General features: G+C 60.0%; 25 protein-coding genes. 20 read left to right on the forward strand and 5 right to left on the reverse strand.

Annotated elements, in window-relative coordinates; genetic code table 11:
- Positions 1–61 precede the first annotated feature (61 nt).
- Complete coding sequence (phhA, locus tag DFR46_RS12945) at positions 62–940, forward strand: phenylalanine 4-monooxygenase (RefSeq protein WP_116236814.1); 879 nt, start codon at positions 62–64, stop codon at positions 938–940.
- Here phhA and DFR46_RS12950 read toward each other — a convergent pair.
- From DFR46_RS12950 to DFR46_RS12960, 3 genes are read right to left on the reverse strand one after another with little or no spacing between them, the layout of a single operon-like run.
- Positions 888–1,823, reverse strand: coding sequence for a 50S ribosomal protein L11 methyltransferase (locus tag DFR46_RS12950; RefSeq protein ID WP_116236815.1), 936 nt, complete (start codon positions 1,821–1,823; stop codon positions 888–890). The two genes, phhA and DFR46_RS12950, sit on opposite strands and share 53 nt — an antisense overlap.
- A gap of 1 nt (position 1,824) precedes the next feature.
- Entirely contained in the window at positions 1,825–2,547 is a 723-nt protein-coding gene (locus tag DFR46_RS12955; protein WP_116236816.1) for an SDR family NAD(P)-dependent oxidoreductase, read from the reverse strand.
- A gap of 39 nt (positions 2,548–2,586) precedes the next feature.
- The gene (locus tag DFR46_RS12960) at positions 2,587–3,903 is read right to left on the reverse strand and encodes a methyl-accepting chemotaxis protein (protein ID WP_245953852.1); all 1,317 of its coding nucleotides are present in this window, start codon (positions 3,901–3,903) and stop codon (positions 2,587–2,589) included.
- Between the two features lie 160 nt (positions 3,904–4,063).
- On the opposite strand from DFR46_RS12960, the gene sdhC reads away from it, so the two are divergent.
- From sdhC to DFR46_RS12990, 6 genes are all read left to right on the forward strand, one after another.
- On the forward strand, positions 4,064–4,501 hold the full coding sequence (sdhC, locus tag DFR46_RS12965; RefSeq protein WP_116236818.1) for a succinate dehydrogenase, cytochrome b556 subunit: 438 nt from the start codon (positions 4,064–4,066) through the stop codon (positions 4,499–4,501).
- The gene (gene sdhD / locus DFR46_RS12970; protein WP_116236819.1) at positions 4,501–4,887 is read left to right on the forward strand and encodes a succinate dehydrogenase, hydrophobic membrane anchor protein; all 387 of its coding nucleotides are present in this window, start codon (positions 4,501–4,503) and stop codon (positions 4,885–4,887) included. Before sdhC ends, sdhD begins: the two co-directional genes overlap by 1 nt.
- Complete coding sequence (gene sdhA / locus DFR46_RS12975; protein ID WP_116236820.1) at positions 4,887–6,701, forward strand: succinate dehydrogenase flavoprotein subunit; 1,815 nt, start codon at positions 4,887–4,889, stop codon at positions 6,699–6,701. The genes sdhD and sdhA overlap by 1 nt, the downstream gene beginning before the upstream one ends.
- Positions 6,701–7,042, forward strand: coding sequence for a hypothetical protein (locus DFR46_RS12980; RefSeq protein WP_116236821.1), 342 nt, complete (start codon positions 6,701–6,703; stop codon positions 7,040–7,042). The genes sdhA and DFR46_RS12980 overlap by 1 nt, the downstream gene beginning before the upstream one ends.
- A gap of 34 nt (positions 7,043–7,076) precedes the next feature.
- Positions 7,077–8,387: a M20/M25/M40 family metallo-hydrolase gene (locus DFR46_RS12985; RefSeq protein WP_116236822.1), complete on the forward strand. Its 1,311-nt coding sequence runs from the start codon at positions 7,077–7,079 to the stop codon at positions 8,385–8,387.
- 86 nt (positions 8,388–8,473) lie between these two features.
- Positions 8,474–9,292, forward strand: coding sequence for a class I SAM-dependent methyltransferase (locus DFR46_RS12990; protein ID WP_116236823.1), 819 nt, complete (start codon positions 8,474–8,476; stop codon positions 9,290–9,292).
- An 18-nt stretch (positions 9,293–9,310) separates the two neighbouring features.
- Here DFR46_RS12990 and DFR46_RS12995 read toward each other — a convergent pair whose 3' ends face one another.
- Positions 9,311–10,459, reverse strand: a complete 1,149-nt coding sequence (locus DFR46_RS12995; RefSeq protein ID WP_116236824.1) for an alpha-hydroxy acid oxidase — start codon at positions 10,457–10,459, stop codon at positions 9,311–9,313.
- 109 nt (positions 10,460–10,568) lie between these two features.
- Between DFR46_RS12995 and DFR46_RS13000 the strand changes: the two genes are divergently transcribed.
- From DFR46_RS13000 to zapE, 4 genes are all read left to right on the forward strand, one after another.
- Positions 10,569–11,576, forward strand: a complete 1,008-nt coding sequence (locus DFR46_RS13000; protein ID WP_245953853.1) for a D-alanine--D-alanine ligase family protein — start codon at positions 10,569–10,571, stop codon at positions 11,574–11,576.
- A 137-nt stretch (positions 11,577–11,713) separates the two neighbouring features.
- On the forward strand, positions 11,714–12,496 hold the full coding sequence (locus DFR46_RS13005) for a succinate dehydrogenase iron-sulfur subunit (RefSeq protein ID WP_116237350.1): 783 nt from the start codon (positions 11,714–11,716) through the stop codon (positions 12,494–12,496).
- 16 nt (positions 12,497–12,512) lie between these two features.
- A complete protein-coding gene (locus DFR46_RS13010) occupies positions 12,513–12,965 on the forward strand; it encodes a PaaI family thioesterase (RefSeq protein ID WP_245953854.1) in 453 nt (150 codons plus the stop codon).
- Positions 12,962–14,071, forward strand: a complete 1,110-nt coding sequence (gene zapE, locus DFR46_RS13015) for a cell division protein ZapE (protein ID WP_116236827.1) — start codon at positions 12,962–12,964, stop codon at positions 14,069–14,071. Before DFR46_RS13010 ends, zapE begins: the two co-directional genes overlap by 4 nt.
- 19 nt (positions 14,072–14,090) lie before the next feature.
- On the opposite strand, the gene DFR46_RS13020 is transcribed toward zapE, so the two are convergent.
- Positions 14,091–14,621 carry a winged helix-turn-helix transcriptional regulator gene (locus tag DFR46_RS13020; RefSeq protein ID WP_116236828.1) on the reverse strand — a complete coding sequence of 177 codons (531 nt, stop codon included), beginning with the start codon at positions 14,619–14,621 and terminating at the stop codon, positions 14,091–14,093.
- A gap of 73 nt (positions 14,622–14,694) precedes the next feature.
- Between DFR46_RS13020 and DFR46_RS13025 the strand changes: the two genes are divergently transcribed.
- From DFR46_RS13025 to DFR46_RS13065, 9 genes are all read left to right on the forward strand, one after another.
- Positions 14,695–15,072: a VOC family protein gene (locus DFR46_RS13025; protein ID WP_116236829.1), complete on the forward strand. Its 378-nt coding sequence runs from the start codon at positions 14,695–14,697 to the stop codon at positions 15,070–15,072.
- Positions 15,073–15,149: 77 nt separating this feature from the next.
- Complete coding sequence (locus DFR46_RS13030) at positions 15,150–16,526, forward strand: M20/M25/M40 family metallo-hydrolase (RefSeq protein ID WP_116236830.1); 1,377 nt, start codon at positions 15,150–15,152, stop codon at positions 16,524–16,526.
- 119 nt (positions 16,527–16,645) lie between these two features.
- Complete coding sequence (mdh, locus tag DFR46_RS13035) at positions 16,646–17,608, forward strand: malate dehydrogenase (RefSeq protein WP_116236831.1); 963 nt, start codon at positions 16,646–16,648, stop codon at positions 17,606–17,608.
- 30 nt (positions 17,609–17,638) lie between these two features.
- The gene (gene sucD / locus DFR46_RS13040) at positions 17,639–18,523 is read left to right on the forward strand and encodes a succinate--CoA ligase subunit alpha (protein WP_116236832.1); all 885 of its coding nucleotides are present in this window, start codon (positions 17,639–17,641) and stop codon (positions 18,521–18,523) included.
- A 56-nt stretch (positions 18,524–18,579) separates the two neighbouring features.
- Positions 18,580–21,483 carry a 2-oxoglutarate dehydrogenase E1 component gene (locus DFR46_RS13045; protein ID WP_116236833.1) on the forward strand — a complete coding sequence of 968 codons (2,904 nt, stop codon included), beginning with the start codon at positions 18,580–18,582 and terminating at the stop codon, positions 21,481–21,483.
- Position 21,484: 1 nt separating this feature from the next.
- On the forward strand, positions 21,485–22,729 hold the full coding sequence (gene odhB, locus DFR46_RS13050) for a 2-oxoglutarate dehydrogenase complex dihydrolipoyllysine-residue succinyltransferase (protein ID WP_116236834.1): 1,245 nt from the start codon (positions 21,485–21,487) through the stop codon (positions 22,727–22,729).
- Positions 22,730–22,759: 30 nt separating this feature from the next.
- Entirely contained in the window at positions 22,760–24,166 is a 1,407-nt protein-coding gene (lpdA, locus tag DFR46_RS13055; protein ID WP_116236835.1) for a dihydrolipoyl dehydrogenase, read from the forward strand.
- Positions 24,167–24,212: 46 nt separating this feature from the next.
- Positions 24,213–24,905 carry a PepSY domain-containing protein gene (locus DFR46_RS13060; protein ID WP_116236836.1) on the forward strand — a complete coding sequence of 231 codons (693 nt, stop codon included), beginning with the start codon at positions 24,213–24,215 and terminating at the stop codon, positions 24,903–24,905.
- A 54-nt stretch (positions 24,906–24,959) separates the two neighbouring features.
- Positions 24,960–25,586 carry a trimeric intracellular cation channel family protein gene (locus DFR46_RS13065; RefSeq protein ID WP_116236837.1) on the forward strand — a complete coding sequence of 209 codons (627 nt, stop codon included), beginning with the start codon at positions 24,960–24,962 and terminating at the stop codon, positions 25,584–25,586.
- Positions 25,587–25,640: the final 54 nt, after the last annotated feature.

The raw sequence follows: 25,640 nt of genomic DNA on the forward strand, positions 1-25,640 counted from the left end.
CTTCGATATTTTTGATCTCGATCATTCGTCCTTTTCGTCCATTACTGTTATATTGATGCCCATGACAGAAGACACACATGTTTTGGAAAAGCCCCCGGAAGGCGCGGGTGCGGATTGGACGATCCCGCAGGACTGGAACGCCTATTCACCCGAAGACCACGAAACCTGGAATATATTGTTCAAACGGCAGCTTGCGCAGTTGCCGGGCCGGGCGAGCCGCGCTTTTCTCGATGGTATTGATGTGCTCAATCTATCAAAGCCGGGAATACCCGATTTCGGGGAACTGTCCGAAAAGCTGATGAAGGAGACGGGCTGGCAGGTCGTGGCCGTACCGGGCCTCGTTCCGGATGATGTCTTTTTCGATCATCTGGCCAACCGCCGCTTCGTGGCGGGCAATTTCATCCGCCGGCGCGACCAGCTCGACTATCTGCAGGAGCCGGACGTGTTTCACGATGTATTCGGTCATGTGCCGATGCTCGCGAACCCGGTGTTCGCCGATTATATGGAAGCCTATGGCCGGGGCGGGCTCAGGGCGCTCGAATATGACAGTCTCGACCATCTCGCCCGGCTCTACTGGTATACGGTGGAATTCGGGCTGATCGAGGAGCCGGAAGGCCTGCGCATCTATGGTTCGGGCATTGTTTCGAGCCATGGGGAAAGCGTGTTCGCGCTCGACGATCCGAGCCCCAATCGGATCGGCTTCGACATGAAACGGGTGATGCAGACCAATTACCGGATCGACGATTTCCAGCAGGTCTACTTCGTCATACCCAGTTTCGAGGAGCTGTTGCGCCAGACCGTGGAAACCGATTTCGCGCCCCTCTATGCCGAACTTGCCGATGCGCGCGACTATGCACCCGACGATATCGCCGAAGGTGACCGGGTGATTACCCGCGGGACGCAGGCCTATGCCCGCGAACGCGCCGCTTCTCCAGCCTGAGGATAGACCATTCACCCCGGTTCAGCCTTTCGGCGAGCCGGAAGCGATTGCGGCGATAGGCAGAAGCTACGGCGTCTGCCTGCTTGTCGAGCAGGCCGGCCAACACAAGCGTTCCGCCCGGCGCGACGCCATTGCCGAAGATGGGAGCAAGCTCGATCAGCGGTCCGGCCAGTATATTGGCGATCAGCAGGTCGTACGGCGCTCGGGCGCGCAGGCGGCGATGCGCGAGTCCCGCGGCGACCAGCATTTCGACCTGACCGGAGCCCCGGCCGATCCGCACGGCATTGATCGCGGCATTTTGCTCCGCCACCTCGATCGCAAGCGGATCGATATCCGAGGCGATAGTCTCGGCATTCGGCCAAAGCGCCATTGCGGCGAAAGCCAATATTCCGGTTCCCGTGCCGATGTCCGCGATGCTACGATACCGCCGTCCCTGCGATTTGAGTGTATCGAGTATCGCAAGGCATCCGGCAGTCGTCTCATGATGGCCCGTCCCAAAGGCCTGGCCCGCATCGATTTCGAAGACGAGCGCCCCTTCCGGAATCTCATCCCGGTGGATGGGGGTATGAACGAAGAAACGGCCTTCCCGGATCGGCGCCAGACCCTCCTGACTGATGGCCACCCAGTCCTGATCGTCAAGCCTGATGATAACGGGCGTGGTGTCGGCTGAGCTGGGGACGAGTTGCTTGGCCATAGTCACCGTGGCCGCCGAAGGTTCTTCCTCGAAATAAATGTCGAGTTGCCAGTCATCGGGCGCGGCGGGATCGATCTCGCTTGTCATGAGGACCGGCACGGGTTCCAGCAGGACGAAGGGCGCGATATCCTCTTTGAGGATCTCCGCTTCGGCCCTGGTGCAGGGCAGGGTCAGTTTCCAGCTTTCCATCTCAGCGGACAAAACTGGCGCCGTTTACATCGATAACCGCGCCGGTCATCGAAGGCGGCGCGTCGAGAGCGCAGAAGCGGATTGTTTCGGCGACTTCCTCCGGCGTTGCGACGCGGCCCAGCGGGATGTCGCGCAGCAGTTTTTCACCGCCGCGACTCTCCAGATAGTCTTCGGCCATGCCGGTCATGGTAAAGCCGGGGCAAACCGTGAAGGCGAGAATATTTTCCGCCGCATAGCCCCGCGCAATCGTCTTGGTCATTGCCACCATGCCGCCTTTCGACGCCGCATAATGCCAATGGTCGGGGCTGTCGCCGCGATATGCGGCGCGGCTGGCAATGTTGACGATCCGGCCGCCGCCCTGTTCACGGAAATGATGGACGGCAAGCCGGCAAAGTTCGGCGGTCGCGGTCAGATTGATCCGCAAGGTTCGGTCGAAATCGACGCGCCAGCTTTCGTCATCCTGTTCGATCGAAGAGGCTTCGAACACACCGGCATTGTTGACGATGACATCTATCCGCCCATCGAGCAGATCGAGTGCCTCTTGCCATGTTGCTCCGGCCGCACCGGGCGTGTCGAAATCGCTGGCGATGGCGATACCTTCATCGCGCTGTGTAGCGTGGCAGGCGAGACGGGAACCGGATTCCAGCAACTTTGTCGCGGCTGCCTTGCCGATCCCCCGGCGTGCACCGGTGATCAGGATGTGTTTGGGTTTCGTATCAGTCATCCGCCCTCGATAGGCGGACTGTCTGGCGAACGGAAGCTCTTAGCCGTCTGCCATGCGGCGCACGAATTCGCCCGTTGCGCCGGTCAGTTTCTGGAGATGGCCGTCTACTTCACGGAAGCCATCCGAAACGCGGCTGATGTCTGATGAAACGCTTTCGCTGTCCTCGCGGATTGCCGCTATGGTTCCCGACATGGAATCGGCAGCCAGCGCGGTTTCGTCGACTGCGGCGGTGATGGTTGTCACCGTCTGGGCCTGATGTTCCATCGCACGGCGAATACGGGTCGCCGATTCCTGTACTTCGGTCACTGTGGCACGGATGGATTCGTTGGTTTCCACGGTCTGGGCGGTCGCCGACTGTATCGCGGCGATTTTATTCGCAATATTGTCCGTCGCCTGCGCTGTCTGATTGGCAAGGGACTTCACTTCCTGAGCAACCACGGCAAAGCCCCGGCCGGCATCGCCAGCACGGGCCGCCTCGATGGTCGCATTGAGGGCGAGCAGGTTGGTCTGACCGGCAACATCGCGGATCAGGCCGAGAATAGATTCGATCGAAACCGTATGCTCGGACAAGGCCTCGTTGACGCGTACCGCTTCCTGCGCCTGTTCGGACGCCCGCGTTGCGACTTCGGCGGATGTCTCCACTTCGCTGCGCGCTTCCTCGATGGCGCGGATCAGGCCGGCTGCGGTTTGGGCCGCCTCGCGCATGGCGATGGCCGACTGTTCGGCGGCTGCCGCTACTTCCGATGCCTTGCCAAACATGCCACGGACAGACTGCGACGCATCATTTGTGCGGGTTATCACAGCCATACTGTCTCCGGTTGCATCCTTGACCGTCTGTTCGATCATTTCGCGGAACAATTGGGTGCTTTCCTGCCGTTTCTGATCCTCCTGCCTGAGGAGAATGTCACTGACAAAGGATGAGGTGATATCGAACTCGAGCGCGGTAAATGCCAGATATGCCTGAGAAAGCTTGAGAAAGAGATCGGCATCTCCGTCCGTCGCATCGCGGATAATCTTCAGAACCGTCTGGTTGACCAGGGCCAATGACGCAAACAGTTCTTTCGGCGATATTCCGGCTATGAGAATGCGTTTCGCATGCGCCTCTGCGATATCGATCCAGCGTTGATTGAAGGGCCGGTTCATTTTTTCCACGCTATATTCCGTGGAGTACACGATCGCCTTTTCGAGTTGTGCCGGCGTCATATCGCCCAGCGACGGGTGTATAGCTATGAACCGGTCCCAGAATTCTTCCGCCAGGGCGCGCTCATGCCCTTCGACAAGAGTGCCGATTTTCTTGATCATGGCCTCGAGGCTGCCATCATGATCGAAAACGGCAATATGATCTTGAATGCTCATTTCTATTCCGAACTCACCCGATAAAATACCAAGGATATCCTGCATAAATGGGATTGGTTAATAGCGTGTTAGTGTTGCAAATTTCGATCCTGCGACCGGTTGCATGAAGGCGCGGTTCGTCTAAGAGGAAGGCGCAACAGGAAAGCTCCAGAGAAACCCTATGTCACGCAATCATTCTCGCCCATTATCCCCGCATTTGAGTCACTGGAGATGGGGCGCGAACATGCTTGTCTCCATTCTGCACCGGATGACCGGCGTTGGCCTTGCAACGGTTGGCGGCCTTTTGTTGGCGGGCTGGTTTTTCGCAGCGGCCAGCGGCGAAGAAAGCTATGCCTGCTTTATGGGATTGCTGACGGTGGAAAGCGGCGCGATCAACATTGTGGGCGCCGTATTGGGGATTGGCCTCAGTTGGGCGTTTTTCACGCATCTTTTTAATGGCTTGCGGCATTTCGTCATGGATGCTGGCGCGGGATATGAGCTGCAAACAAACCGCCGCTGGGCGATAGCGGTGGTAGCCGGAGCCATTGTTGCGACCCTTGTCCTATGGGGCTGGCTGCTCTGGCCCGCGATCATGGGTCTCGTAGGAGGAGAAGGCTAATGGGTACAGGCACAGGATTGGGCCGGGTACGCGGCCTCGGCTCCGCAAAGCAGGGCACCCATCATTGGTGGATGCAAAGGCTGACGGCGGCGGGTAACCTCCTGCTGGTCAGCTGGTTTATCATTTCGCTGGTCCGGCTCCCCAACCTCAGCCACGCGATTGTTACCGACTGGCTCTCCTCGCCTCTGGTTGCCATTGCGGCAATTGTGCTCGTGGCGAATGTTTTCTGGCATTTGCGGCTGGGCCTGCAGGTTGTTCTGGAAGATTATGTCCATAACGAAGCCTCGAAACTGGGGCTGCTCGTCCTTCTCAATTTCTATGCGATCGGAGCGGCGGCTATCGCCATTTTCTCCATCGCGAAAATAGCATTCGGGAGCGCCGCATAATGGCCGATGCTTACAAGATTATCGATCACACCTATGACACTGTAGTCGTTGGCGCCGGCGGCTCTGGCCTGCGTGCGACCATGGGGTCGGCCGCTGGCGGGCTTCGCACGGCCTGCATCACAAAAGTTTTCCCGACGCGCTCGCACACGGTTGCTGCCCAGGGCGGGATCGCCGCGAGCCTCGGCAATATGGGGCCCGATCACTGGACCTGGCATATGTACGACACCGTGAAGGGGTCGGACTGGCTGGGCGATCAGGATGCGATCGAGTATCTGGTGCGCGAAGCGCCAGCCGCCGTGTACGAACTCGAGCATGCTGGCGTGCCGTTCAGCCGCACTGATGAGGGCAAGATCTATCAACGTCCCTTTGGCGGCATGATGCAGAATATGGGCGAAGGCCCTCCCGCCCAGCGCACGTGCGCTGCGGCGGATCGCACCGGGCATGCCATGCTTCACGCGCTCTATCAGCAGAGCCTGAAATATGATGCAGACTTTTTCATCGAATATTTCGCGCTGGACCTGATCATGGAAGACGGCCCCGATGGGCCCGAATGCCGCGGCGTGATCGCGATGTGCATGGAAGACGGTAGCATTCACCGGTTCCGCTCGCACAATGTGGTATTGGCGACCGGTGGTTACGGCCGCGCTTATTTCTCCTGCACCTCGGCCCATACCTGCACTGGCGACGGCGGCGGCATGGTGCTGCGGGCTGGTCTGCCCCTGCAGGATATGGAGTTCGTCCAGTTCCACCCGACCGGCATCTATGGTGCGGGCGTCCTTATTACCGAAGGCGCGCGCGGAGAGGGCGGCTATCTGACCAATTCCGAAGGCGAACGGTTCATGGAGCGCTATGCGCCGAGCGCCAAGGATCTCGCCTCGCGCGATGTCGTCTCGCGCTCGATGGCGGTCGAAATTCGCGAAGGGCGCGGCGTTGGCAAGGAGGGGGATCATATCCACCTTCATCTCGACCATATCGATCCGAACATTCTCGCCGAACGGCTGCCTGGCATTACCGAGTCCGGCAAGATTTTTGCCGGTGTCGATCTTACGCGCCAGCCATTGCCCGTAGTGCCGACGGTCCATTACAATATGGGCGGGATTCCTACCAATTATCACGGCGAAGTCGTTACCCTGAAAGATGGTAATCCGGACCATGTCGTCCCGGGCTTGTTCGCGATCGGCGAAGCGGCCTGCGTATCGGTGCATGGCGCGAACCGCCTCGGCTCCAACTCGCTGATCGATCTTGTCGTCTTCGGCCGCGCAACCGGTTTGCGCGTCAATGAAATCACCAAAGCGGGGTCCGCGCACAAGCCGCTGCGGGAGGATGCCGCCGATATGGCGCTCGAAAGGCTCGATCATTTCCGCAACGCCAAGGGCAGTTCGCCGACGGCGACAATCCGGCTCGACATGCAGAAAACCATGCAGGCGCATTGCGCCGTTTTCCGCACCGAAGAGATCATGGCCGAGGGTGTCGAGAAGATGGACGGCATCTACAAGCAGATGCAGGACGTCGATGTCAGCGATCGCTCGCTGATCTGGAATACCGATCTCATCGAAACGCTGGAACTGGATAACCTGATTTCCCAGGCCCATTGCACGATCAAGGGGGCCATTGTCCGTAAGGAAAGTCGCGGCGCTCATGCCCGCAACGATTTCGAAGACCGCGACGATGGCGAATGGATGAAGCACACGCTTTCATGGTTTACCGGTTGGGGCGGCAAGGGCGGCGACGTCAACCTCGATTACCGCCCGGTCCATGATTATACGCTGACTGAAGAGATCGACTATATCAAACCCAAGGCGCGCGTTTACTAATGGCGTGGCCGGCATGGATCATCTCCGCGCTGGCCCATCCGCAAGTCCGTCGCGCGGGTATCGAGGCCGCAACCAAGGCGGGCACCATGCTGGCTGACCGGCTGGCCAAGCGCAAATCCGATACGGAAAATGAAATCCCGCCGCCGCTTGACGAGGCGTCTGATGCGGAACTCCTCCGCCAGGCCATGGCGAGCCTGCCGACAAAGCAAGAACTGGCTGAAGCCATTGCCGAACTCGATGCCCAGGGCGAAGCGCGGGCCCGGCGTCTGCGCGGAACGATCATCCTGATCGCCATCGGACAATTTATCGCATTGGCCATTGTGATGGCCATCCTGCGCTAGGCGCAGCCAGCCGCTATCTAGGGGACAGAAGAGTATGAAACCGTCGAAATTCATTGGATTATGTGCACTGGCCGCGCTCGCGTCGGGTGCACCGGCACAGGCCGAACTCTCATCCGCGGAACAGCGAATGACCGAGACCGTCGACGCCGAGATGGAGCGCACTGTCTCTCTGCTGGAACGGGTGGTCAACCAGAATAGCGGCACGCGCAATGTCGAGGGAAACCGAGCCGTCATGGCGATGCTTCGGCCGGAATTCGAGGCGCTGGGCTTTACCGTCGAGATTATCGATCAGGATGAAGTCGACCGGGCCGGTCATTTTTTTGCGCGGCGCGAAGGCCACCCCGCAAACAGGCGTATCCTGCTGATCGGCCACACCGATACGGTGTTCGAGCCAGATTCCGCCTTTCAGACCTTCACCCGCAATGGCGACCGCGCGACCGGGCCGGGCGTCGTTGACGACAAGGGCGGTGTGGCCGTGATTATCGCGGCGCTGAGGGCGATGCACGAAGCGGGAACGCTCGAGGGAGCCAATATCGTCGTGGCGCTGACCGGCGACGAGGAAGATTTCGGCGAGCCTGCGGCAATTGGACGCCGCGATCTGGTGGAGGCCGGGCAATGGGCCGATATCGCGCTTGGTTTCGAAGGGCTCGCCATTCGCGATGGGCAGGACATGGGTACGATTGCCCGGCGTTCCTCCAACAGCTGGACGCTGACGACGAGCGGCAATCAGGGCCACAGCTCGACCATCTTCAGCGATTGGGCCGGCGACGGGGCGATCTACGAAATGGCGCGGATCATCTCGCGGTTCCGCAGCGAACTGCCCGAGCCGAATCTCACCTTCAACGTCGGCCTACTCGCTGGTGGTACGACCGCCGAACTCGATGAGCAGGCACTGCGCGCACAGGCGACGGGCAAGACCAATATCATCCCGCCGATCGCGATAGCACGCGGCGATTTCAGGACCTTGTCGCAGGAACAGACCGATCGGGTCCGGGCGCGGATGCGGGAGATCGTGGCCGATCATGCGCCCGGTACAGGCGCGGAAATCCTGTTCGACGAGGGCTATCCGCCGATGGCGCCGACCGCAGGAAACCGGGCATTGTTCGACCGGCTCAACAGCGTGAATTCGGATCTCGGTCTGCCCGAAATGGGGCTGCTCGATCCTGCGCTAAGAGGCGCTGCCGATATAGCCTTTGTCGCTGAATATACCGATGCCCTGGCCGGCCTCGGCGCCGCCGGAGAGGGCAGTCATGGCCCTGCGGAAACAATCGATCTCAGCGTGATCCCGCGTCAGGCGAAGCGTGCAGCCATCCTTATCTCACGGCTCGCTGCCGAGGAGAGGTAACAAGCTGACGGATCGGCCCGGACCGGGCGAGCGGAACCGTTTCCTCAGATTAATTTGATCGCCCCATACCGAAGGACATTCGCACCATGCCGAACGACGATCAGCGCGACTATTGGAACGAACAGGGCGGTCCAAACTGGGTGAAACACCAGGCGCGTCTCGATGAGATGCTGGCCCCGGCAAGTTCCGTTCTGGTCGATGCTGCGGCGGTTGCAGCCGGTGAAAGGGTGCTAGACATTGGATGCGGAACCGGCGCGGTTTCCGAGTGGCTGGCCGAGCAAGGCGCCGAAGTAACAGGTATCGATCTATCCGAGACGATGATCGCGGGCGCCCAGTTCCGGGCGCGGGAAAATCTGACATTTCTGGCTGCCGATGCCGGCGAATTTCGCGGCGATCCGGCCTTCACCGCCGCCGTTTCCCGTTTCGGAGTGATGTTTTTTGACGATCCCGACGCAGCTTTTGAGAATATTCGCGCGAACCTGAATTCGGGCGGCAGGCTCCTGTTTGTCTGCTGGCAGGCCCCGGCTCGCAATCCCTGGGCGATGGTTCCCGCACTGGCGGTCAAGCCCCTGCTGGCGGACCCTGCACCGGTCGATCCGCATGCGCCCGGCCCCTTCGCCTTTTCAGACCGGGACCGGGTTACCGATATTCTGGCGTCCGCCGGTTTTCGCGATATCGGGATCGCCGGCCATGACATTCCGATAAGGCTGAGTGCGCACGGTCTGGACGACGCGACGGACTTCGCCTGCCAGGTTGGGCCGGGTTCCCGGGCCATGCTTGAGCTGGACGAGGCCGGCCGCGCCAAAGCGCGCAAAGCCATTTACGATGCGCTGTCTCCCTTCAACGACGCGACCGGATCGGTCGTTCTGGACGGCGCGGTCTGGCTGGTTACGGCCACGGCCTAGCGGCAAGAGCGGATTTCTCTATCGCCAGCGCAGATTGTTCCGGTTGAGCTGGTCGACCGATGTAACGCCCATCAATTTCATGTCGCGCTCGATTTCAGCGCGCAGATTGCCCAGCGCCTGTTCCACGCCCTGCTGACCGGCCGCCGCGAGGGCATAGAGATATAATCTACCGCCTGAACAGGCTTTGGCGCCTACGCTGAGCGCCTTGAGCACATGGCTGCCGCGCCGTATGCCGCCGTCGCAGATTACGTCGAGCCTGTCGCCGACCGCATCGACGATTTCGGCAAGCTGGTCGAACGGTGCGCGGCTGCCATCGAGCTGGCGACCGCCATGGTTGGAGACCATGATGGCAGTCGCGCCGATATCCGCAGCGCGCCGAGCGTCGTCAACCGACATGATGCCTTTCAGGCAGAACTCACCGCCCCATTCGGCGCGGATCTGCGCCGCTGTTTCCCAATCGAGCGACTGGTCGAGCATCGTCGAGAAATATTCGCCGACCGACAGCGCCACATTGCTGCCTTCGGCGACATGGCCGCTGAGATTGGGAAGCTCGAACTTTTCGCGCAGCAGATAGTTCAATCCCCAGGCGGGTTTGGCGGCGTAGCTCAGAAAGGAGTGCGGGGTGATACGGGGCGGCGAGGTAAAGCCGGTGTGCAGGCAGCGTTCGCGATTGCCGCCGACGATCGTATCGACGGTGAGCGTGAGGGCATCGAATTTGGCGGCCTTGCACTGTTCGACCATCGCCCGGTTCAGTCCCTTGTCCTTGTGGATGTAGAGCTGAAACATTTTGGGGCAGGCATAGTCGGCCCCGATCTCTTCGATGCTGACGGTCGCGAGCGAGGAAATGCCAAAATATGTGCCGAATTTTTCCGCTGCCCGGCCCACTGCCCTTTCTCCCTGCCAATGAAAAAGCCGTTGGAGCGCCGTCGGCGAGAGGAAAAGCGGCATGGCGATTTTTCGGCCCATGACCGTTGTCGACATGTCTATGTCCTGGACCCCTGCCAGGACATTGGGGACGAGATCGCAATCGTCGAATGCAGCCGTGTTGCGGCGCAGAGTCGCTTCGTCATCGGCTCCGCCATCGATATAATGGAACACAGGGCCGGGCAGGCGCAGTTTCGCAAGTCTCCGGAAATCCTCACTATTGTGGCAATCATTCAACCGCATGGCGATATGCTCTAACCCAACCGCCCAACCTTGCACAGTCAGCTATTGGCGAAGCGCCCCGGTGGCGGCTACAAGCGCCGGCAGGGGTCGCAATATTCAGGATAAATCTGTGTTCCAAACCATCGAACCGCTCGTGATTCCACAGGAAGCAAAAGAGCGGCTGCGCATCATGTTCATTGCCAAACATGCGCTTTGGGACGGCGGCCTTCATCCGGAGGATGGCAACCATGCGCTCTATCATCACGAGACGCGCAGCATCCTCGAAGAATTGGGCCTGAATCTGACGCTTGCCAACAGTTTCGATGCGCTCATCACCCGGCCCGATGTCGATTTTGTCTTTCCCTTGCTCAACCGCGCGGGTTTCGTGAATTCCGAGATGCTCGGCCCGTTGCTCTGCAACATGCACCGGATACCCTATCTCGGTGCCAGCCCGATCATTCGCGGGCTCTCCGATGACAAGCATCTTTCGAAACTCGTTGCCGTGCGCGCCGGCGTACCGACTTCGCCCTGGGCGATCTATCGCCGCGGCGCGCCGGTGGACGAAGCCGATTGTCCGGAGGGCGAAAGGCTGGTCATCAAGCCCAACGCTTCGTCCGCCTCATGGGGCGTGCAGGATGCGACCAATTGGGATGGTGTCGCCCATGCAGTCGCCGATATCCATAATCAGGGCCATGATGCGATTGTCGAGCCGTTTCTCAATGGCAGCGATGTGGAGGTGCCGGTCATCACGACCGGTGACCCCGAAATCCTGCCGATGCTCATTTTCCAGCAGGCCGACCCGACGCATCTCAGAACCTATTATGAGAAACGCGATCTTGTCGACCGTGCACAGAAATATTCGCTTGATCCGTTCGAGGATGCAGAATGGGTTCCCAAAATTGCGGAATTGACGACCAGGCTTTTTCGGGAGTTCAGACCGTTCGATTATGGCCGCTTTGAGTTCCGGTTGGATCGCGAAACCGGCGATGTGCAGTTTTTGGAAGTCAATCTCAATTGCAACCTGTGGTCGGAAAAAGTGTTTGGCCGCGCCGCCAAGCTTGCCGGCCTGACCCAGGCCGAACTGATCGAAACGATTTTGGCCGACAGCCTGCGGCGCAACGGCCTTATCGGCCGTTGACCGATTAAGGAGGCACCGAACCGGCATTGCCGGATGCGGTTTTTTCGCCGGCTGAAGAAAATGTACCGCACTTCCCCCTTCCGCATGGCGGAATGAGGCGCTATCCCGCTTTCAAACGCGAGGGAAATGAACGAACCATGGCTCAATTTGTGCTTCCGAAGAACAGCAGGATCACCAAGCAGGGCGAGGTGCATAAATCGGATGGCGCCCGGACCAAGACGTTCAAAGTCTATCGTTATGACCCCGACAGTGGTGAGAACCCGCATTATGACCGGTTTGAAATCGATCTCGACGAATGTGGCCCGATGGTGCTCGATGCGCTGATCAAGATGAAAGGCGAGCAGGATAGCTCGCTCACTTTCCGCCGTTCCTGTCGCGAAGGTATTTGCGGTTCCTGTTCGATGAATATCGACGGAAAGAACGGCTTGGCCTGCACCACGGCAATCGAAGATTGCAAAAGCAAGGAAGTCACGATCACGCCGCTGCCGGCGATGGATGTGATCAAGGACCTTGTTCCCGATTTCACGCATTTTTACGCCCAGTATGCGTCGATCCAGCCCTGGCTGAAAACAGAAACGCCTGAGCCCTCCGGCCAGGAACGGCTGCAATCGCCGGAAGATCGCGAAAAACTGGACGGTCTGTATGAATGCATCCTGTGCGCATGCTGCTCGACAAGCTGCCCCAGCTATTGGTGGAACAGCGACAAGTTCCTCGGCCCGGCTATCCTGTTGCAGGCCTATCGCTGGCTCGCGGACAGCCGTGACGAACATACCGGCGAACGACTGGACGAACTTGAAGATCCGTTCCGACTCTATCGCTGCCACACGATCATGAACTGCGCCAATGTCTGCCCCAAGGGCTTGTCTCCGGCCAAAGCGATCGCCGAAACCAAGAAGATGCTGCTCGAACGCTCGGTCTGAGCGGAGCGGAGCTCTCTTGTCCGAATCCAAATTTCGTCACGAGCCCGACCCTGAAAATCCGGGCTGGATGATCTGGGAGATCAGGGAAGAAGAGCGTTTCAATCAGATATTGGGCCCGTTTCGCGTCCGCAAGGAAAGCGAAACGACCGCGCGTTGCCGGATCTGGCCGCAGCGGATTCACAGCAATCTCGCGGACGCCGTCCATGGTGGCGTGGTGATGAGCTTTGTCGATATATCCCTCTTCGCCGGGTCGCGCATGCTGGGCATTCAGCATGCGGGGCGTTCGGTGACCCTCGATCTGACATGCCAGTTCATGGCGCCCGGCATGCTCGGCAAGCCGCTGGACGCCGAGGTGGAGATCCTGCGCGAAACGGGACGGCTCGTCTTCTTGCGCGGCTTGGTGGTGCAGGAAGAGGTGAAGGTTGCCGCGTTTTCGGGAACCATCCGCAAGGCGAGCCCTCCCCGATGACCGCCCTTGCCGCGCGCTACCGGTCACTGGTCGAAGCCGGGGAGCTTCGGCCCGATGACGATCAGCAACGGGCGGTCCAACATCTGGTTCAATTGACGGAAAAACTGGAACAGGCGCCGCGGCGCGGCAGCGTGCTCTGGCGGACATTGGGCAAGAAGCCGGATCCCGTTCGCGGCGTCTATCTCTGGGGCGGCGTCGGACGAGGCAAATCCATGCTGATGGATCTTTTCTACGCGTGTCTCGACATGCCCTCCAAACGGCGCGTGCATTTCCACGAATTCATGCTCGAAATCCATGACCGGCTGCGCGTCGAACGCGCCAAGGAAAAGGGCGATCCCGTGTTGCCGGTGGCCGATGCGATCCGCGATAGTGCCCGCCTGCTCGCGCTGGACGAGATGGTCGTCAACAACACGGCCGATGCCGCGATTCTCTCCCGTCTCTTCACGGCGCTGCTGGAGAAGGGGGTTACGGTCGTCACGACATCCAACCGCCCGCCGGGCGATCTGTACAAAGATGGCCTCAACCGCGAGCTGTTTCTGCCCTTTATCGACCTGATAGAAGAGCGTCTGGAAGTCGTATCGCTCAATGGACCGACCGATTATCGGCTGGAGCGGCTGGGCGGCATGCCGACATGGTATGTGCCCAATGGCGAGGCGGCCACAGCGGAGCTGCGCGAAGCCTTTTTCCGTCTGACGGATTATTCGCCCGACGATGCCGAACATGTTCCCAGCGAAGATATTGCCGTCCCTGGCGGGCGGACGCTCCATGTGCCTAAATCCCTGAAAGGAGTCGCTGTTTTCTCATTCAAGCGGCTGTGCGCGGAAGCGCGCGGTGCTGCCGATTATCTGGCTATCGCGCGGAAATTTCATACGGTCCTGATTGTTGGAATCCCGGTGATGGAGCCGGACAAACGCAACGAAGCCAGCCGTTTCAAAACGCTGATCGACGCGCTGTACGAACATAAGGTCAAACTGCTGGCGGCGGCCGATGCGGAGCCGCAGAATCTCTATGGCCAAGGCGATGGCGCGTTTGAATTCGAGCGCACGGCTTCGCGGCTTATCGAGATGCAGTCACAGGATTATCTGGCTTCCGGCCACGGTATGTGAGCGAGCTTTAGCGCTGACCCTATAGGGCTTGCGCCAAATCCCGGCCGCGGGCGGTTAAATCATAAAGCGGTGCGGGCGGGAATTCTTCGACGATCCTGCGCGAAACCAGATCGTTTCCTATCATCTGTTTCAGGGTCAGTGAAAGCGCTCGGGGTGTTGCTGGAGCGAGCTCGCTTTTCAACTGGGTGAAGCGGCGGGGCGATGCTTGCAGTTCGTAGGTGAGCGGGAGCGTCCAGCGCTGGAACGCTCTTGGCGTCAGGTTTAGTCGATCCGATACAGTTCCGATATTTTGCGCCTGGCTAGCGATAGCCGCTCCCTTGGGCGTCAAAAGATATTCGGGGCGAAGGGGGTGGCCATGGCCCGGATTGCGCTTGATCCAGCCGCTCGTTTTGAGATGGTCCAGTGTGCTCGCCAGCGCCGATCGCGCGCACCCGACCCGGTTGAGCAGCAGAACGAAGCGGCCGCCGCCGCCTTCGTCTGCCAGCGCGGAGAGCACTGGTACGGCCCAGCGCCGCTCTCCCAAAATCCGAATGTCGTGCATCAACAGCATAGAGAGGTCCGTTCGTGTTTGACTCAATCTATATATAGTATAAAAACAAGACTATCAAATCAGGAGACGAATCATGGCGATGGAGTTTGACGGCGGATTGACTTGCGGTCTTGGCGTGAGCGATCTCGGCAAGGCGATATCCTGGTATGAGGATGTGTTGGGATTTGCGCTGCTCTATCGCATGGATGACATTGCCTGGGCCGAACTCTCGACATCGGTCGACAAGGTCAATCTTGGATTGTCCCAAGTCGAAGAGGTCAAGCAGGGAGGCGGCGTCACTCCGACGTTCGGCGTGAAGAATATCGAAGCGGCGCAGGCGGAACTCGATGCGAGGGGCATCAAGCAAGATGGGGCGATCCAGACCATTCCCGAGATGGTCAGGCTGCTGACCTTTTTCGATCCCGATGGCAACACGCTGATGTTCTATGAAGATCTCTCGGGTTCGAGCTAACAGCGGCGCCGCATATATGTTGACCCGCTGGCTGAAACTGACAAAGGTTCGCGCCGATCGTCAATCGGAGACAGCCCATGCGCCTTGCCCTATTCGCCACCGCCCTGCTTGCCAGCACTGCGGCTTCTGCGCAGACCGATCCTTGGCATGAACGCGGCCGCGAAATTTACCGGACGGCGATCGAGATTCCGACGGTGGCCGGGCGCGGGCAGATGGCGGCGCTGGTATCCTATCTCCAGGCGCAGCTCGAGGCAGCCGGGATCGATAATGTAACCGTGCATGACCATGCCGATACGCAGTCCATGGTTGTTCGCTGGCCCGCCGCCAACCCGTCCGGTGAAAAGGCGATTTTGCTGCTCGCTCATATGGATGTCGTAGAGGCGCTGCCCGAAGACTGGTCGCGCGATCCCTTCACCTTCATCGAAGAGGATGGCTATTTTTACGGGCGCGGGACGGCGGACGACAAGCAGGGTGTGGTTGCCCTGACCACTGCATTGTTGCGGCTCCGGGCCGAGGGTTTTGCTCCGACCCGCGATATCATTCTGGTGTTCACGGGCGATGAAGAAACGACGCAGCAGGGCGCCGAACTGGCTGCGTCCGAATGGATCGACTTGTCGCAGGTCGAGATGGCGCTGAATGCGGACGCCGGCGGCGGCGCCTATCTTGCCGATGGCACATTGCTGGGTTTCGGCATCCAGACGGCTGAGAAAATCTACCAGACCTTCACGTTTACCGCGACCAATCCGGGTGGCCACAGCTCGCGCCCGCGGCCGGACAATGCGATCTATGATCTTGCCCACACGCTGGGTCGCCTCGAGGCCCACCGGTTTGAGCCTATGCTGAATGAAACGACGCGGGCCTATTTCACTGCGCGGGCGGCAACGGCGGAACCCGAGGTCCGGGCCGCGATTGAGCGCTGGCTCGCCGATCCTTCCGACGGTGAGGCTGCGGACATCGTAGAGGCATCGCCAACCCTTGTCGGCACCACGCGAACGCGCTGCGTCGCAACCAGGCTGCAGGGCGGCCATGCCGACAATGCGCTTCCCCAGATGGCGCAGGCGACCGTCAATTGCCGAATGTTCCCGGGTGTCGACCCCGCCAGTGTGCTGACGACATTGCGGGAGATCGCCGCACCCAGCAATATCACGGTCGAGCCGGTGGCGATTGCCCGGCCGACGGATGCCTCGCCGCTCCGCGAGGATGTCATCACTGCCTTTACACAGGCCGTCCATGCGCGGCATCCGGGCGCGGCTATCGTCCCCAATATGAGCACGGGCGCGACCGACGGGTTGTTTTTCCGGGCCGCCGGAATTCCAACCTATGGCGTAAACGGCGCCTGGATTGTCAGCCCCGAAGACGAGCGCGCCCATGGCCGTGATGAGCGCCTGCCGGTGCAGAGTCTGTACGATAATATCGACCATTGGACGGACCTTATCCGGGCCCTTGCCGACTAGCATTCCCGCCCCGGTCAGATTCATCGCATTTTTGCACCTGCGAACGGTTGCCGACTCATGTCTCACGGTCTAAGCCCGGCGCGTTTCAGGGACGTTAGCCAGCAGACAAGAGGATAATCATGGCCCGCAAAAAGATCGCGCTTATTGGTGCAGGTATGATCGGCGGCACGCTCGCCCATCTCGCCGCAATGAAGGAAATGGGCGATGTCGTCCTGTTCGATATTGCCGAGGGCATGCCGCAGGGCAAAGCGCTCGATTTATCGCAGGCCGGTCCGGTCGAAGGCTATGACAGCACGCTGAAGGGCACGCAGGATTATGCCGACATCGCGGGCGCCGATGTCTGCATCGTGACCGCCGGCGTGGCGCGCAAGCCCGGCATGAGCCGCGACGATCTGATCGAAATCAATCTCAAGGTGATGAAATCGGTGGGCGAGGGCATCAAGACACACGCCCCTGACGCCTTCGTCATCTGCATCACCAACCCGCTCGATGCGATGGTTTGGGCGCTGCGCGAATTTTCCGGCCTTCCGCACAGCAAGGTTTGCGGCATGGCGGGCGTGCTCGATAGCGCACGTTTCCGCCATTTCCTCGCCGACGAGTTTGGCGTGTCGGTTGAAGACGTCACCGCCTTTGTGCTTGGCGGCCATGGCGACACAATGGTTCCGGTTCCGGCATACTCAACCGTTGGCGGCATTCCCATTCCCGATCTCATCAAGATGGGCTGGTCGACGCAGGAGAAGATCGACGCGATCGTCGACCGGACCCGCAAGGGTGGCGGCGAGATTGTCGGCCTGCTCGGCAATGGCAGCGCCTATTATGCACCTGCCACGAGCGCGATCATGATGGCGGAGAGCTATCTGAAGGACAAGAAACGGGTTTTGCCCGCCGCTGCGCATCTGACCGGCGAATATGGCGTTGATGACCTCTACGTCGGCGTGCCGACAATCATCGGCGCCAACGGCGTGGAGCGGGTAATCGAGATCGAACTCGGTGATGAAGCGCGCACGAATTTCAACGTCTCGGTCGATGCGGTCAAAGAGCTGCTTGAGGTCTGCAAGGGCCTTGACGGTTCACTCGCCTAACTCTTCCAGAAAAACAGGACAGCCAGCACGATGAGCATTCTCGTCGATAAGAATACCAAGGTCATCACTCAGGGCATGACCGGCGATACCGGGACATTTCACACCCAGCAGGGTCTGGATTACGGCACGAAGATGGTTGCCGGCGTAACGCCGGGCAAAGGTGGGACCGAACATATCGGCCTGCCGGTGTTCGACACGGTTGCCGAAGCCCGTGATGCGACCGGCGCCGATGCCAGCGTTGTCTATGTGCCGCCCAAATTCGCCGCAGCCTCTATCATCGAGGCGATCGAAGCGGAAATCCCGCTGATTGTCGCGATTACCGAGGGCATTCCGGTGCTCGACATGGTGACGGTCAAGGCGAAGCTGGAACAGTCCAGTTCGCGGCTTATCGGGCCGAACTGTCCGGGCGTCCTCACGCCGAACGAGTGCAAGATCGGGATCATGCCCGGCAGTATCTTCTCCAAGGGCTCGGTTGGCGTTGTCAGCCGGTCCGGTACACTGACTTATGAGGCGGTACACCAGACCACGGCGGTTGGCCTGGGTCAGTCGACTGCGGTTGGTATCGGCGGCGATCCGGTGAACGGCACCAATTTTATCGACGTGCTCGAGATGTTTCTTGCAGATGACGAAACAGAATCGATTGTCATGATCGGCGAGATCGGCGGCAGCGCGGAAGAGGAGGCGGCGCAGTTCCTGGCCGACGAAGCCAAGGCTGGCCGTTCCAAGCCTACGGTCGGCTTTATCGCAGGGCGCACGGCACCTCCGGGCAGGCGTATGGGCCATGCTGGCGCGATCGTTTCCGGCGGACAGGGCGGGGCTGACGACAAGATCGCGGCGATGGAGGCGGCCGGTATCTCGGTTTCCCCAAGCCCGTCCGAACTCGGTACGACACTCGCAGCATTGCTCAAAGGTTGATAAAGACGGCCCCCAACGCCAGTTTGACGGTGTGGGACAGCTAAGGATCACAGTTCATGGGCTATGAGGGCATAGACTTCTCAGAGCTGGAAGGCGTCAGTCCGTCCTTCGTTGAAGCATTGTATCGGCGTTACATTGAAGATCCGAACGCAGTCGATGCGAGTTGGAGCTCCTTTTTCGAAGGTCTGGAGGAAGCGGCCAACGGGCCGAGCTGGCAGCGCGCCAACTGGCCACTGACAGGCACCGATACGCTGATGGCCGGGCTCGATCCGACCCAGATGACGATCGCCGAACCTGCTGCTGCACCGTCGGCTCCGTCATATTCGCGCGCGAAACTGTCAGCCGATGAAATTGAGCGTGCCGCGGGTAACTCGATCCGCGCCATGATGCTGATCCGCACTTATCGTGTTCGCGGCCATCTTGCCGCCGATCTCGATCCGCTGAAACTGCATGAACGCGATCTACCTGCCGACCTGACCCCGGAATTTCACGGTTTTGTCGAGAGCGATCTCGACAAGCCGGTTTATCTGGGCGGGGCGCTGGGCCTTGAAAGCGCGACGGTCAGGGAGATCGTGGCGATCCTGCGCGACAATTATTGCGGCCCGGTTGGCCTCGAATATATGCATATCAACGACCTGGAGGAACGCCGGTTTCTGCAGGAGCGGATGGAAGGCAAGGAAAACTCCATTCAGTTCACCCCGGAGGGTAAGCAGGCCATCCTGCGCAAGGTCATCGAGGCCGAACAATGGGAAACCTTTCTCGGCAAGAAATATGTAGGCACCAAGCGCTTCGGGCTCGATGGCGGCGAATCCATGATCCCGGCGCTTGAGGCTATCATCAAATATGGCGGCGCGGATGGCGTCGAAGAGATGGTATTCGGCATGGCGCATCGCGGCCGGTTGAACGTACTCGCCAATGTGATGTCCAAACCCTATCGCGCGATTTTTCACGAATTTGCCGGTGGCGCGGCCAATCCCGAAGATGTCGGCGGTTCCGGCGACGTCAAATATCACCTCGGCACGTCAACGGACCGGGAATTTGACGGGATCAGCGTCCATATGTCGCTGGTTCCTAACCCCTCGCATCTCGAGGCGGTCGATCCGGTTGTGCTAGGCAAAGTGCGCGCAACGCAGGTCATGCGCGACGATCTGGCGGACCATAAGGAAGTGCTACCAATCCTGCTCCATGGCGATGCCGCCTTTGCCGGGCAGGGTATTGTTGCGGAATGCTTCGGTTTTTCCGGCATTCGTGGATACAATACCGGTGGCTGCATTCATTTCGTCATCAACAATCAGATCGGTTTCACGACAAGTCCGCAATTTGCGCGCTCGTCCCCCTATCCGTCGGATATCGCGAAGATGGTCCAGGCGCCGATCCTCCATGTGAACGGGGACGATCCCGAAGCGGTCACCTTTGCCTGCAAGCTTGCTATCGAATTTCGTCAGGCATTCGGCCGCGATGTAGTGATCGACATGTGGTGCTATCGGCGCTTCGGCCATAATGAAGGCGATGAACCGAGTTTCACCCAGCCGGTTATGTACAAGGCGATCCGATCGCACCCCAAAGTGTCGAAAATCTACGGCGATCGGCTGGTCACCGAAGGTGTGATCGATGAAAGCTGGGCCGATGGCGCCATCGACGAGTTCAACGCCCTGCTCGAGGACGAGTTTGAGGTGGGAAACGATTATCTGCCGAACAAGGCTGACTGGTTTGGCGGCCGCTGGGGCGGCCTCGGCGCTCCGGCGGATCCCGAAACGGCGCGGCGAGGGGTCGTATCCGGCGTCGAGGAAAGCACGTTACGGTCGATCGGCGATATTCTTACGACCGTTCCCGAAGACGTGCATATCCACAAGACTCTCGGCCGTATTCTCGATGCCAAGCGGGCGATGTTCGAAACCGGCGAGAATTTTGACTGGGCGACGGCGGAAGCGCTTGCCTATGGTACGTTGGTAAACGAAGATTTTCACGTTCGCCTTTCAGGCCAAGATTCAGGGCGCGGTACGTTTAGCCAGCGCCATGCCGAATGGGTCGATCAGAATACAGCCGAGCGCTATACGCCGCTCAAGCATGTGCCGGGCGGCCGGTTCGAGGTGCTGAACAGCCCTCTTTCCGAATATGGCGTGCTGGGATTCGAATATGGCTATGCCCTGGCCGATCCGAAAACGCTCGTACTCTGGGAAGCGCAGTTCGGCGATTTCGCCAATGGCGCGCAGATCATGATCGATCAGTTCATTGCGAGCGGCGAGGCCAAATGGCTCCGCGCCAACGGTCTCGTGATGCTCCTGCCGCATGGTTATGAAGGGCAGGGGCCTGAGCATAGCTCCGCGCGTCTGGAGCGATTCCTCCAGCTCTGCGCAGGAGACAATATGCAGGTCGCCAATATCACGGAGCCTGCCAATTATTTCCATATACTCCGGCGGCAGATGCTGCGGCCGTTCCGCAAGCCGCTGGTCATCATGACGCCCAAATCCCTGCTTCGGCACAAGGCTGCAGTTTCGAATATCGACGATTTTCTGGGCGACAGCCATTTCATGCGGATCAAGTCCGATCCCAGCGCGCCCGCGGACAAAGACGTCAAACGGCTCGTCCTGTGTTCGGGCAAAGTGGCCTACGACCTGTTCGAAGCGCGCGACGCGGCGAGCGACAAGAATACGGCGATCGTGCGGCTTGAGCAGCTTTATCCCTTCCCGGGCGAACCGCTGGTGGTGCGGCTGAAGCGGATGACCAATCTCGAAACGGTGGTCTGGGCCCAGGAAGAACCGAAGAACCAGGGTGCATGGATGTTCGCGCGCCACTATATCGAGGAATGTCTGGAAGAAGCCGGTGTCGGCACTGACCGTGCGGAATATGCAGGACGCGAGCCCAGTGCTTCGCCGGCAACCGGCCTCGCCAAACGCCACAAGGAACAGCAGGAGGCGCTTGTCGCAGCCGCTTTGGGCCATAGTCAGGGAAAGAAATAGCATGGCAACCGATGTTCAGGTCCCGACACTGGGAGAATCGATCACCGAGGCAACGCTCGGAGAATGGCTGAAACAGCCTGGCGAAACCGTTGGCCGGGATGAACCCATTGCCAGCCTGGAAACCGACAAGGTGGCCGTAGAAGTCCCGTCGCCGGTGGCTGGCGTGCTTCAGGAGCATGTGGTTGCGGTCGGCGACACAATTGAAGTCGGTGCGGTCATCGCGCGGATCGGCGACAGCAAGGGCGCTGCGCCGGCCAAGGCGGAAGCCGCCAAGGATGCGTCTGGGAAATCTGCACCGGCGACCGCCGAAGCAACGCCGCCAGCCGCCGATCCCGACAGCCAGCCGCTCACCCTGTCACCGGCTGTTCGCCGACTGGTGCTCGAACATGGCGTCGATCCTTCGAAAATTCATGGAACCGGCAAAGATGGCCGATTGACCAAGGACGATGTTCTGGCTGCTGCCAAAGCCGAAAAAGCCGAAGCGCGCGAGCCGAGTATGGAGCGGGTGGAACCGGCAGTCGCTGCGCCGGTCGCATCGGGCGAGCGCCGTGAGGAACGCGTGCGGATGACGCGCCTGCGCCAGACGATCGCCAAGCGCCTGAAGGATGCCCAAAACACGGCGGCCTTGCTCACCACCTTCAACGATGTCGACATGACTGCGGTCATGGATGCCCGTAAGCAGTATAAGGAACTGTTCGAGAAGAAGCATGGTATCCGCCTCGGGTTCATGGGGTTCTTCGTACAGGCCGCCTGCCTTGCCCTGCGCGATGTACCGTCGGTCAATGCACGCATTGATGGCGATGAGATCGTCTATCACGACTATGTCGATGTTTCTGTCGCGGTTTCAGCTCCGAACGGCCTTGTCGTTCCGGTTATCCGCAATGCAGACCAGATGACGTTCGCGGAGATCGAGAATACGATCGCCGATTTCGGCAAGCGCGCCAAGGATGGTACGCTCTCGATGGACGAGATGAGGGGCGGCACCTTCACGATTTCCAATGGCGGTGTGTTCGGGTCTTTGCTCTCCACACCGATCATAAACCCGCCACAGTCCGCAGTCCTTGGCATGCACCGCATCGAGCAGCGACCGGTCGTCATGCCCGATGGTTCCATTGCGGCGCGGCCGATGATGTATCTTGCGCTTTCCTACGATCACCGCCTCGTCGATGGCCGCGAAGCGGTGACCGCACTTGTGCGCATGAAGGAAGCGCTTGAAGATCCGATGCGGCTTCTGATCGATCTCTAGAATTATGCGCCTGGCGCTTGAGGAAAAATAATGGCTGACAAATTCGACTATGACGTCCTGATCATCGGCTCCGGGCCGGGCGGTTATGTGGCGGCAATCCGCGCGGCGCAGCTCGGGCTGAAAACGGCCTGCGCAGAAAGCCGAGAAACGCTTGGTGGCACATGCCTCAACGTCGGCTGTATTCCCTCCAAGGCGATGCTCCACGCGTCCGAACTGTACGAAGAAGCCCATTCAGGCGCACTCGAAAAATTCGGCGTGAAGGTAACGGGTACGAAGCTCGATCTGCCCCAGATGCTGTCCGAAAAGGAAAAGGCTGTTGGCGAACTGACCGGCGGCATCGAATATCTGTTCAAGAAGAACAAGGTCGACTGGCTGAAAGGCCATGCGAGCTTCACCGACGCGCACAGCGTGAAAATCGGCGATAAAAGCTACACCGCCAGGGAAATCGTCATTGCGACGGGCTCTTCGGTGACGCCGCTTCCGGGTGTCGAGATAGACAATGCCGGCGGAGTGATCGTCGATTCCACAGGTGCGCTCTCTTTGCCCAAGGTTCCCAAGCATCTCGTCGTCATCGGCGGCGGCGTGATCGGGCTGGAGCTTGGTTCGGTCTGGCGGCGGCTTGGCGCGAAGGTGACCGTGGTCGAATTTCTCGACCAGATCCTGCCCGGCATGGATGGCGATGTGCGCAAGGAAGCCGCCAAGCTGTTCAAGAAACAGGGATTCGATATCCGTACTGGCACCAAAGTGACCGGCGCCAAGGCGACGAAGACCAAGGCGACGCTGACCGTGGAGCCGGCCAAGGGCGGCGATGCGGAAACGATCGAGGCTGATTGCGTGCTCGTTTCCATAGGCCGGATACCCAATACGGAAAATCTCGGCCTCGACGCGATCGGTTTGGAAACCAATGCTCGCGGCCAGATCGAGATCGACGGCGAATTCCGCACCAGCGTCGATGGCGTTCGTGCTATCGGCGATGTGGTGCCCGGGCCGATGCTCGCTCACAAGGCTGAAGATGAAGGCATTGCGGTCGCCGAATGGATCGCCGGCCAGGTCGGCATCATCAATCACGATGTTATCCCGTCGGTTGTCTATACGATGCCTGAAATCGCCTCGGTCGGCCTGACGACAGAAGAGGCGAAGGAACGCGGCCATGAGGTCAAGGTCGGTAAATTCCCGATGATGGCCAACAGCCGGGCCAAGACCAACCGCGATACCGACGGTTTCGTGAAGGTTGTCGCCGATGCGCAAAGCGACCGGGTGCTCGGCGTACACATCATAGCCTCGCTGGCCGGAACGATGATCGCACAGGCCGCTCAGGCCATGGAGTTCGGCGCGACGAGCGAGGACATCGCCTATACCTGTCATGCCCATCCGACGCATGCCGAAGCGCTGAAGGAATCGGCAATGGCCGTGCAGGGCAAGCCGATCCATATTTGACCCTTCCTTCAGATAGGGCGAAAGCGGACCCGGGAGGGAAACGTCGATGCGCCTGAGACTGATGGAATGGCATATCTGGCTCGGCTGGCTTGCCGGCGTTCCGCTGTTGCTCTGGACGATATCGGGCCTATTCATGGTCGCCCAGCCCATCGAAACCGTGCGCGGAACCCATCTGCGTGCGGAGGCACCGCCGGTTGCAACGCCGGAAAACCCGCCTGTTTTTCCCCGGATCGACAGCAATATTCGCGGTGTTCGGACCGTCGAACTGACCCAGCGTCCCGGGGGCGCACAGTGGATCATCCGCTATGCCGATGGCGGCGGGCGGCGCGCTTCGGTCGCAACCGGCGCATATCTCCCGCCGCAGCTTACGAGCGAGGAAGCCGCGCGGATCGCCGAAGCCGCCTATGCCGGAGACCAGCCGCTGACACGGATGCAGCGTTTTGAAGCCGACGCCAACCCGATGGATCTGCGCCGCGGCCGCCCGGCCTGGCAGGCCCGTTTTGGCAACACGCATCATGTTTATGTCGATGCGGAGACCGGCGATGTGCTGGCCATCCGAACTCGGCTCTGGCGCGTGTTCGATTTCATGTGGGGCCTGCATATCATGGATCTGGGCGAGCGCGAGGATACCAGCCATCCCATCCTGATCGGGTCGGCCTTGCTCGCCCTGCTAATGACTTTGTTCGGCGCGATCATCCTGCCCTGGCGCTATTTGAAAAAGCGCCGGAAGAGAGGCTAACACAGTTTAGGCTGAGCTTGTCGAAACCGCGCTTTTCCTTCAAGGCCGCAATATATGACCTCCATCGATTTCCCCATCGGCCCTGTGCTCTCGACGCTCGATATTGTCGGGATCGGCCTGTTCGCGGCCACCGGGGCGGTAGCAGCTGCACGGGCCAGGCAAACGCTGATTACCTTCGCCTTTTTTGCGCTGGCGACGGGCGTGGGCGGCGGCACGGTGCGCGACCTTTTGATCGGCGCGCCGGTATTCTGGATTGAAGACACACGGCCACTCACCGCCTGTCTCGTGATTGCCTTGCTCGTCTGGATAACGCCGGCGCGGCTTTGGCGTGGCAAGACGCTCGACTGGCTGGATGCGATCGGCATGGCGGCCTATGCGGTGTTCGGTGCGGCGAAAGCGCTGAGCTTCGGGATTCCTCCGGTCGCGGCCGTGATGATGGGCATCTTCACCGCCTGCCTTGGCGGCATAATCCGCGATGTGCTGGCCGGTGAGCCCTCGATTATCCTCAAGCCTGAACTGTATGTGACCGCGGCGGCACTGGCGGCAGCGTTGTTCGTGGGATTGAGCGCGGCGGGAGTGATGCTGCCGGTGGCGGCGGGCGTGTCCGCACTGGCGGGTTTTGCCTTGAGAGCACTTGCGATCTGGAAAGGGTTGGCGCTGCCCGTTTATCGGGGTGGATAGCGTTTCGCCTGTGCCGTTCGACATCGGTCGGATTTGGTTGGGAAAAGGGTGTTC

The organism is Parasphingopyxis lamellibrachiae, from assembly GCF_003385775.1.
GTDB lineage: Bacteria > Pseudomonadota > Alphaproteobacteria > Sphingomonadales > Sphingomonadaceae > Parasphingopyxis > Parasphingopyxis lamellibrachiae.

What these genes read in the sequence shown, in the direction of transcription:
- phhA (WP_116236814.1), top strand. Translation starts at nt 62, where the DNA reads ATGACAGAAGACACACATGTTTTGGAAAAGCCCCCGGAAGGCGCGGGT.
- DFR46_RS12950 (WP_116236815.1), bottom strand. Translation starts at nt 1,823, where the DNA reads ATGGAAAGCTGGAAACTGACCCTGCCCTGCACCAGGGCCGAAGCGGAG.
- DFR46_RS12955 (WP_116236816.1), bottom strand. Translation starts at nt 2,547, where the DNA reads ATGACTGATACGAAACCCAAACACATCCTGATCACCGGTGCACGCCGG.
- DFR46_RS12960 (WP_245953852.1), bottom strand. Translation starts at nt 3,903, where the DNA reads ATGAGCATTCAAGATCATATTGCCGTTTTCGATCATGATGGCAGCCTC.
- sdhC (WP_116236818.1), top strand. Translation starts at nt 4,064, where the DNA reads ATGTCACGCAATCATTCTCGCCCATTATCCCCGCATTTGAGTCACTGG.
- sdhD (WP_116236819.1), top strand. Translation starts at nt 4,501, where the DNA reads ATGGGTACAGGCACAGGATTGGGCCGGGTACGCGGCCTCGGCTCCGCA.
- sdhA (WP_116236820.1), top strand. Translation starts at nt 4,887, where the DNA reads ATGGCCGATGCTTACAAGATTATCGATCACACCTATGACACTGTAGTC.
- DFR46_RS12980 (WP_116236821.1), top strand. Translation starts at nt 6,701, where the DNA reads ATGGCGTGGCCGGCATGGATCATCTCCGCGCTGGCCCATCCGCAAGTC.
- DFR46_RS12985 (WP_116236822.1), top strand. Translation starts at nt 7,077, where the DNA reads ATGAAACCGTCGAAATTCATTGGATTATGTGCACTGGCCGCGCTCGCG.
- DFR46_RS12990 (WP_116236823.1), top strand. Translation starts at nt 8,474, where the DNA reads ATGCCGAACGACGATCAGCGCGACTATTGGAACGAACAGGGCGGTCCA.
- DFR46_RS12995 (WP_116236824.1), bottom strand. Translation starts at nt 10,459, where the DNA reads ATGCGGTTGAATGATTGCCACAATAGTGAGGATTTCCGGAGACTTGCG.
- DFR46_RS13005 (WP_116237350.1), top strand. Translation starts at nt 11,714, where the DNA reads ATGGCTCAATTTGTGCTTCCGAAGAACAGCAGGATCACCAAGCAGGGC.
- zapE (WP_116236827.1), top strand. Translation starts at nt 12,962, where the DNA reads ATGACCGCCCTTGCCGCGCGCTACCGGTCACTGGTCGAAGCCGGGGAG.
- DFR46_RS13020 (WP_116236828.1), bottom strand. Translation starts at nt 14,621, where the DNA reads ATGCTGTTGATGCACGACATTCGGATTTTGGGAGAGCGGCGCTGGGCC.
- DFR46_RS13025 (WP_116236829.1), top strand. Translation starts at nt 14,695, where the DNA reads ATGGCGATGGAGTTTGACGGCGGATTGACTTGCGGTCTTGGCGTGAGC.
- DFR46_RS13030 (WP_116236830.1), top strand. Translation starts at nt 15,150, where the DNA reads ATGCGCCTTGCCCTATTCGCCACCGCCCTGCTTGCCAGCACTGCGGCT.
- mdh (WP_116236831.1), top strand. Translation starts at nt 16,646, where the DNA reads ATGGCCCGCAAAAAGATCGCGCTTATTGGTGCAGGTATGATCGGCGGC.
- sucD (WP_116236832.1), top strand. Translation starts at nt 17,639, where the DNA reads ATGAGCATTCTCGTCGATAAGAATACCAAGGTCATCACTCAGGGCATG.
- DFR46_RS13045 (WP_116236833.1), top strand. Translation starts at nt 18,580, where the DNA reads ATGGGCTATGAGGGCATAGACTTCTCAGAGCTGGAAGGCGTCAGTCCG.
- odhB (WP_116236834.1), top strand. Translation starts at nt 21,485, where the DNA reads ATGGCAACCGATGTTCAGGTCCCGACACTGGGAGAATCGATCACCGAG.
- lpdA (WP_116236835.1), top strand. Translation starts at nt 22,760, where the DNA reads ATGGCTGACAAATTCGACTATGACGTCCTGATCATCGGCTCCGGGCCG.
- DFR46_RS13060 (WP_116236836.1), top strand. Translation starts at nt 24,213, where the DNA reads ATGCGCCTGAGACTGATGGAATGGCATATCTGGCTCGGCTGGCTTGCC.
- DFR46_RS13065 (WP_116236837.1), top strand. Translation starts at nt 24,960, where the DNA reads ATGACCTCCATCGATTTCCCCATCGGCCCTGTGCTCTCGACGCTCGAT.